We start from the raw sequence: 7,724 nt of genomic DNA on the forward strand, positions 1-7,724 counted from the left end.
ACCACGAGCTCTTTCAATTTTGGCCAGAAGCCGCCGACGGCTTCCTCGAATAGGCCTAATACATAGATGCAACGGGGCGGCAGTTTTTTTGAAAGCGGGTAGACAGTGGGGGCGAGTCCATACATAGCAGCTGGCGAAGCCTGCGTYCGACTGCGYAGCAGTCGTGATATCAGACGACATGGTGTTCCTGGAAGACCGCAATCCCAGGTTTACGGCTGCTGCGCAGTCGGACGCAGCCTCGCGCTGCTCGACAGCTGCTACAAATCCCCTCAACCAGTTCTGACTCACCACCCACCCCGTAGCAGCTGAGGAGCAACGCGAGGCTGCGTCTGGGATTTGTCTGACAAAACGCGATTGCCTGGTGAGGTTCAAGACGGTATCTACAGATCGCGTTATGGGGCTAGCCCCACCCATGTGCCTCTTCGATAAAGTGCAGCACCGCGCTTGAGCGCTCATCGATCCGTGAAATCAGCGACAGTTCACTGACCATTTCTGGTTGAGCCAACGGCACAATCCGTATGCCTGGCATGGTTAACCGGGTCATCGTTTCAGGCACGATGCTCAGGCCGATACCCGCAGCAACCAATCCCGGGATACTCATCAGCGAAGGGACGTACATGATGTTTTTGGGGTGCAGTTGGTTTTGGCGGCATGCCTGAAGCGTGTGTGAGGTCAAGCCGATACCCGCGGCGTCCTGTAGAAAAACGAACTTTTCGTGCCGAAGTGTTGCCAACTCTCCTGTAAAGCTCTCTGCCAGTTCATGGTTGTCCGGCATGAGCAGAACGAGGTTGGACTCACTGAAATGATGGGTGCGCAAACGGTCTGGCAGGTGATCCTTGAACACCCTGGCAAAGGCAAGATCAAGCTTGTGGTCGAGCAGCATGTCGAACTGCGCACGAATACCCGCATCTACCAACGATACGTTCACCTCGGGAAACGTGCTGAAATAGTACCGTAGCAGTTGCGGCAGATTGGCCTCGAACAAGGCCGAGTGATAGCCGATGTTGATCTCGCCGACCTCCCCGCGCCGGGCACGCTGGGCCGCGGCAGTTGCCAGCTCACTGGACTCGATAGACTGGCGCGCATGCGGCAGGAACGCCAGGCCGGCAGCGGTCAACGCCACTCCGCGGTTTTCCCGCCGGAACAGTGCCAGCCCCAGTTCTGACTCAAGCGTACGCATCAATTGGCTCAGCGCCGGTTGCGCAATGCCCAACTGTTCGGCCGCCCGGCTGAAGTGCTGCAGGTCGGCGGCGACCACAAAGGCTTTTAGATGACGCAGTTCCATAATCCCCACTCATAAGGCTGGCTTATCTATTTGTCTGGATTTCGATAATTATTCTGCAAGCAAGATGCGTTAACGTCTACTCACTTCGACGTTTCCTGCCAGCGCCTGGGCCCGAGCGGAATCGTATGGGTATCCCGTAACCATAAAAATAACGACGAGCACATCAATGAGCACAACCAGTCACGAGACTCATGATTCGCGCATGCCTCGCAAAGCGGTGACCGCCGCGACCATTGGCACTGCCCTGGAATGGTTCGACTTCACGCTGTATGGCGCGATATCGGCGACCATTCTGCCTAAACTGTTTTTCCCGGCGATGGAACCGACCGCCGGCCTGCTCGCCTCGCTGGCAACCTTCGGTGTTGGTCTGGCCGCACGCCCATTGGGCGCGATTACCTGTGGCTACCTCGGCGACAAACTGGGCCGTCGTAACCTGATGCTGGCCACCGTAACCCTGATGGGTCTGGCGTCGGTGCTGATGGGCCTGTTGCCGACTTATGGTCAGGTTGGTATCTGGGCGCCGATCCTTCTGGTGCTGCTGCGTATCATTCAAGGCTTCGCGCTGGGCGGTGAGTCCACCGGCGCCCAACTGATGGCATTGGAACACGCCTCACCCGATCGCCGTGGGCGCTACTCGGGRATGTTGGGCCTGTGCTCACCGCTCAGCCAGATATTGGCCAACGGCGTATTGATGGGCCTGGCCGCGACACTTTCCAGCGAACAATTTGAAAGCTTCGGCTGGCGGATCCCGTTCCTGATGAGTTTCGTACTGGTGGTAGTTGGGATCTTCATCCGCCTGAAAGTCGATGAAACCCCAGCCTTCGTTGCCTTGAAAAAGACCCCGGTCAAGCAGGAAAAAAGCCCGCTCAAAACCGCTGTGGGCAGCCACTACAAAACCATCCTGCGCTTGATGTTCTTCTTCTGCTCGCCCGCTGCGCTGTTCTATCTGATCGTGATCTTCTCCCTCAGCTACCTGACCAAGCACCTGGGCTTCAGCCAGTCGACCGGCTTCATGTCGCTGATGGTGGCTAACATGTGCGCGATTTTCGGTGCGCTGGCCGGTGGTTATCTGTCCGACCGTTGGGGCCGTAAAAAGGCGCTGACATTTGGTTCGTGCATGACCTTGCTGATCCTGTTCGTCTACTTCCCGATCCTTAACACGCTAAACGTCCCTGCCATCATGGCGATCATGGGGCTGTTCCTGGGCTTCGTTCAGTTTCAAAGCGGCATCCAGCCGGTGGCCTTCGCCGAAGCGTTCCCGACCGAGGTTCGTTATTCGGGTTCCGCACTGGCCTATACCGGCGCCAACCTGGTGATCGGCGGCCCAATGCCAATGATCGCGGTTTATCTGTTTGCCCAGTCGAATAACTCGCCATGGCCTCTGGTGACCCTGTGTGTCGTGATCAACCTGATCTCGCAGGCCATGATCCGCATGGGTCGTGAAACCCGTGGTATCGACCTTAACGCCGTCACCAAAGACGATGCGGTCGACACTCGCGCTTCAGCCCTTCTTTCCAAATAACGCAGCAGGACGATCATGAACCGCACCGTCTTCATCCTTAATGGCCCGAACTTGAACCTGCTGGGTCGTCGTGAGCCGCACATCTATGGCCACACCACGCTCGATCAGATTCGTCAACGCAGTGAAAGGCTAGCTGAGGAACTTGACCTGGTATGCGACTTTCGCCAGACCAACCACGAGGGCGTGATGGTCGACTGGATTCAAGAGGCTTTTGAACAAGGCGCATCCTTGATCATCAACCCGGCCGGCTTTTCGTTTCACTCGATTCCGGTGCTCGATGCCTTGAAGCTGCTCAGTACACCGCTGATTGAGCTGCACCTGTCGAACATCCATGCGCGTGACGAACTGCATCGCCACTCAATCATGTCTGGCGCGGTCAATGCGGTGATTTGCGGCATGGGGGCCGACGGTTATCCCCTCGCCATCAGGGCAATTGATGACCTGCTGCGTCGCCAAGTCGCCAACAGCTGACCCCCCTCTTCTCTAAACGCTTGAACGGCGGTCTCTCGGCAGATTGTTGCCAGAGCCGCCTGCGTCTGAAATTCAGGCGCCGGCTGCAAAAACCGCCAAAAAAATAATAATTGAATGCGAGAAAACCAACATGCATCCCACTGTTTTTCGCCGTAACGTGCCCGCACATTACTCCTTGATTGGCCTGGCCCTGGCAATCAGTGCTGGCTCGGCGACTGTTGTTCATGCCGATGAAAATAGCGGTTTCATCGAGGGCGCGACCTCCACGCTCAATCTGCGCAACGCCTACATCAATCGCAACTTCGTCAATCCCGCCTACCCGAATGCTGCCAATCCACAGAACAAAGCTGAGGAATGGACGCAAAACTTTATCCTCGATACCCGTTCCGGTTACACCCAAGGGCCGGTAGGTTTCGGCGTTGATGTTCTGGGCCTCTATTCGCAGAAGCTTGACGGGGGCAAAGGCACTGCCGGCACGCAACTGTTGCCTGTCCATAGTGATGGAGAGCCTGCTGACAATTACGGACGGCTGGGAGTTGCCGCCAAGGCCAAGGTTTCCAAGACGGTCGTAAAAGTAGGCGAATGGGTCAGTACCCTGCCGATTCTGCGTTCGGACGAYGGCCGTTCGTTGCCGCAGACCTTTCAAGGTGCGCAGATCACCTCGCAGGAAATCGGTGGGTTGTCGTTGTATGGCGGTCAAATCCGGCAGAACAGCCCGCGCAATGACGCCAGCATGGGAGACATGTCCATGAACGGCAAAGCGGCGTTCACCTCCGACCGATTCAACTTCGGCGGCGGTGAATACAACTTCAATGAGAAGCGCACCACGGTTGGAATCTGGTACGACGAACTTGAAGACATCTATCAGCAGCAGTATTTCAGCCTCAACCACAGCCAACCTGTAGGTGACTGGGTACTGGGCGCCAACATGGGCTTTTTCACGGGCAAGGAAAACGGCGCCAGCCTGGCCGGCGATCTGGACAACAAGACCGCCTTTGGCCTGTTCTCCGCCAAACTGGGGGGCAACACGTTCTATGTCGGCCTGCAAAAGCTCACCGGCGACAACGCGTGGATGCGGGTTAACGGTTCCAGTGGCGGCACCTTGGCGAACGACAGCTACAACTCCAGCTACGATAACGCGCAGGAGCGTTCGTGGCAGGTTCGCCATGACTACAACTTCACCGGAATGGGTGTCCCGGGGTTGACAATGATGAACCGCTACATCAGTGGCGACAACGTGCACACGGGCACTATCACCGACGGCAAGGAATGGGGCCGGGAATCGGAGTTGGCCTATGTCGTTCAGTCCGGCACCTTGAAAAACCTCACCGTCAAATGGCGTAACGCGAGTATTCGCAGAAACTACAGCACCAACGAATTTGACGAAAACCGCGTCTTCATCAGCTACCCGATATCGTTGCTGTAACACCGTCTAGCTGAGCACACTGCGTTCATCTGAAAGGATACGGATTGAACGTAGCAGGGTTCGTGCAGGTGGTTTCACCCACCCGGAGCCAGCAGCCAGTCAAGTGAGGGCGTCTATCGGACGGGAAAGCCTGCTCCGCCACGATGCCTTCCTGCCCCCTTGACCGACTCTCGGATAGATTGACCAGTTGATGGACTGTAACGGGTTAATGATCAGTATTTGACATCACGAGCGGTGTCGCGCGTGTCCTGTTTGGTATCGCGTTTGTCCTGACGGCAATCGTTGCGACTCTTTTCATCACCCTCCTTGCATGCCTCCTTCGCTTCCCGAGACCCCTCGCGCCCTTCCTGCTTGACATCGCGCGACTCTTGTCGCTGGTCAGCCTGATCAGTCGCGTGCGCCAGCGTCGGCATCCAGAGGCCGCCAGTTGCGATGGCCAGTGAGGCCAGGACAGTCAAATAATGTTTGCGAATCATGATCTTCCTCCTGCCAGGTATTCAATCACTTCGTGCCCTTGCCATTCACCACACACGGTTGACTGGCGCAGTTGTACAACGCATACCGAAAAACGCCTCGGAATGTGGTGTTTAACGATAGACGACATAGGCGGTCCTACAAGGGTGTTGATTTCCGCCGGTCGCGACAGTTCAACTGTTGTTGGTTCCGTCACCTTCCCCATAGAAAAAAAGTCGCAACCCCGGCTACTCCCCCAGGGCTTGCGACTCTTTGCCGATACGTCCCTCAAGCTTGCGGGACGTTTTCTACTGATATACCTGCCGTGTTCATGGCGGAACTTGCAGGCCTAGTTCTGTACCTCTGCCACGTCCCTGTCTGGAGCGTCTGGAGCGTCTGGAGCGTCCGGGGCGTCCGCTAAATCTCCTTTGGCTGCTCGCGCATCAGCTTTGGCAGCGTTTCTGTTCGCATCTGCAGCAGCCTTCGCCGCATCTCTGGTGGCATTTGCGTCAGCCTTGGCGGCGTCCCTGGTTGCATCTGCTGCGGCCCGGGCAGCATCTCTCGTTGCATCTGCGCCCGCTACACCTGCAGCTTTTGCAGCATCCCTGGCTGCATCCGCATCAGCTCTGGCAGCATCTCTAGCTGCATCAGCAGCAGCTTTGGCCGAATCTCGGGCTGCATCTGCATCGTTTCTGGCAGCATCTCTGGCCGTATCGGCGGCATCGTCAGCGTCGTTGTCGTTGTCATGCGCATTGCCTGGGCCTCTGTTCCCGGCAATACCACCATGGTCAGCCTCGCCGCGGCCCGGGCCTCCATGACCGTCACCGTCATGACCAGCAGCATGACCGCCACCTTCTCCATGACCGCTGCTACCGTGACCTCCACTGTTGGAGCCACCGCCACCGCCGTCACCACCATGACCACTGCCGCCTGAGCCTCCGCTACCGGAGCCGCCGCCGTGACCACCACTGCCTCCACCTCCGCCACCGCCGCCACCGCCACCGCCACCGCCACCGCCGCTGCTGCCATCTTTGGCATACACGCTGGAGAAGCTACCGACGTAATCGGGTACCAGGACGGTCGATGCCGACAGGACACCGCCAATTGCAAGAGCCAATAAACATTTCTTGAGCAGCATGATGCACCTCCGCTTGGCGTTGCGTTGTCATCTCCGTATGAACGCAATCACCAGTGAGTTCCCGGCCACCCATTGGAGCGGCCAGCTAACCGACGCGGTCATAAATCTGCAGCATTAACGAGCAACTGCGGTTCCGCACGATCCCTCAGAGCCAGTTAGCATCGTAAAGTGGGAAAGTTTCCCACATCTTTTTTGATAAGTGCTGTCCGCTCAAGTTCAACGCAAACACACGCTCAATACAGCACCCAAGATCAGAACTGCTACGCTTGAATCATTAGCTTTGGCGCTTTTGAGCCTACCGGCGCACGTGTTCTCTGTGGCTGATGGAACAGTCGAATTACCCGACCCTGTGCCCAAGCGAGTCAAATTTCGTTGAGCAAAGGAGTGGACATGGCCCCCCGCAAAAACAGATTTGCCAACCGCATGACAGGGCAATCGGAAGACAACGGGGACGAGCGAGTCTTTCACTCACGCAAGGAACGTCTGTACGAAGGTGAGCTATTACGCTCGCGTCTGCCCCATGCCGTTCACGCCGAATGGAAACCGGGGCGCAAACACCGTGACCCGATCAAACTCCTCGAAGAGTCCAACCGCTATCGACTGCCCAATCTGGTGCCAGTGCGCTATGGCCGCATGTTGCGCAGTCCATTCACCTTTTTACGCGGCTCTGCGGGCTTGATGGCCCATGACCTGGCCACGCTCCCGACCACCGGCATTCAGGTGCAGGCCTGCGGGGATTGTCACCTGATGAATTTCGGGTTGTTTGCGACACCTGAGCGCAATCTGATTTTTGACATAAACGATTTCGACGAAACGCTCCCCGCCCCCTGGGAATGGGATGTCAAACGCCTGGCGATCAGTTTTGCCGTGGCCGCGCGCGATAACCGCCTCAGCGATAAAAGTGCACGGGGCATAGCCGCTGAATGCGTTCGTGCTTATCGCGAGTGGCTGCGCAAGTTTTCGAAGATGAACCCGATGGATGTCTGGTATGACCGCCTGGATGCCCAAGCAATCATTGATATGGCGCCCAATGCCGAGATCAAGAAAATCCGCGAACAACTGGTCGAAAAAGCCAAGATGCGTGTTGGCGATTACCTGTTCCCCAAGATCAGCGGCGAAGTCGGAGGGCGGCGACGCCTGATCGATCAACCCCCCATCCTTTTTCATGTGTATGAAAAGGGCTTCGCGCAGAGCGTCAATCTGGCGCTGCAGGATTATCGATTGTCGCTGCCCCATGAACGGCGCGTGCTGTTCGATCGCTACCGTCTTGAAGACATTGCCGTCAAAGCCGTCGGGATCGGCAGTGTCGGAACCTATTGTTTCGTCGGCCTGTTCTTCTCAGCGGAAAACCATCCTTTGCTCCTGCAATTCAAGGAAGCCAGCCCCTCGGTGCTGGCGCCCTATGCAGGCAAGAGCGCCTACGAGAACC

The 7,724-nt window shown here is 57.1% G+C and carries 7 protein-coding genes; 4 read left to right on the forward strand and 3 right to left on the reverse strand.

All coding sequences use genetic code 11. The features are described from left to right. Window positions 1-400: 400 nt before the first annotated feature. Window positions 401-1,285, reverse strand: a complete 885-nt coding sequence (locus AC1DSG_RS24045; protein WP_477793123.1) for a LysR family transcriptional regulator — start codon at window positions 1,283-1,285, stop codon at window positions 401-403. Between the two features lie 166 nt (window positions 1,286-1,451). Between AC1DSG_RS24045 and AC1DSG_RS24050 the strand changes: the two genes are divergently transcribed. The 3 genes from AC1DSG_RS24050 (at window position 1,452) to AC1DSG_RS24060 (ending at window position 4,704) form a co-directional block, all read left to right on the forward strand. Further along, a complete protein-coding gene (locus AC1DSG_RS24050; RefSeq protein ID WP_477793124.1) occupies window positions 1,452-2,807 on the forward strand; it encodes an MFS transporter in 1,356 nt (451 codons plus the stop codon). A gap of 15 nt (window positions 2,808-2,822) precedes the next feature. After that, window positions 2,823-3,278: a type II 3-dehydroquinate dehydratase gene (locus AC1DSG_RS24055; protein ID WP_477793125.1), complete on the forward strand. Its 456-nt coding sequence runs from the start codon at window positions 2,823-2,825 to the stop codon at window positions 3,276-3,278. Window positions 3,279-3,408: 130 nt separating this feature from the next. After that, the gene (locus AC1DSG_RS24060) at window positions 3,409-4,704 is read left to right on the forward strand and encodes an OprD family porin (RefSeq protein ID WP_477793126.1); all 1,296 of its coding nucleotides are present in this window, start codon (window positions 3,409-3,411) and stop codon (window positions 4,702-4,704) included. Window positions 4,705-4,916: 212 nt separating this feature from the next. Here AC1DSG_RS24060 and AC1DSG_RS24065 read toward each other — a convergent pair whose 3' ends face one another. Together AC1DSG_RS24065 and AC1DSG_RS24070 are read right to left on the reverse strand one after the other, a co-directional pair. After that, window positions 4,917-5,180, reverse strand: a complete 264-nt coding sequence (locus AC1DSG_RS24065; RefSeq protein WP_477793127.1) for a hypothetical protein — start codon at window positions 5,178-5,180, stop codon at window positions 4,917-4,919. A 556-nt stretch (window positions 5,181-5,736) separates the two neighbouring features. Continuing rightward, window positions 5,737-6,195: a hypothetical protein gene (locus AC1DSG_RS24070; RefSeq protein WP_477793128.1), complete on the reverse strand. Its 459-nt coding sequence runs from the start codon at window positions 6,193-6,195 to the stop codon at window positions 5,737-5,739. Window positions 6,196-6,928: 733 nt separating this feature from the next. Here AC1DSG_RS24070 and AC1DSG_RS24075 point away from each other — a divergent pair. Next, a partial coding sequence (locus AC1DSG_RS24075) for a DUF2252 domain-containing protein (RefSeq protein ID WP_477793129.1) occupies window positions 6,929-7,724 on the forward strand: 796 nt, incomplete at its 3' end.

The organism is Pseudomonas sp. P5_A12, from assembly GCF_056400685.1.

What these genes read in the sequence shown, in the direction of transcription:
- AC1DSG_RS24045 (WP_477793123.1), bottom strand. Translation starts at nt 1,285, where the DNA reads ATGGAACTGCGTCATCTAAAAGCCTTTGTGGTCGCCGCCGACCTGCAG.
- AC1DSG_RS24055 (WP_477793125.1), top strand. Translation starts at nt 2,823, where the DNA reads ATGAACCGCACCGTCTTCATCCTTAATGGCCCGAACTTGAACCTGCTG.
- AC1DSG_RS24065 (WP_477793127.1), bottom strand. Translation starts at nt 5,180, where the DNA reads ATGATTCGCAAACATTATTTGACTGTCCTGGCCTCACTGGCCATCGCA.
- AC1DSG_RS24070 (WP_477793128.1), bottom strand. Translation starts at nt 6,195, where the DNA reads ATGCCAAAGATGGCAGCAGCGGCGGTGGCGGTGGCGGTGGCGGTGGCG.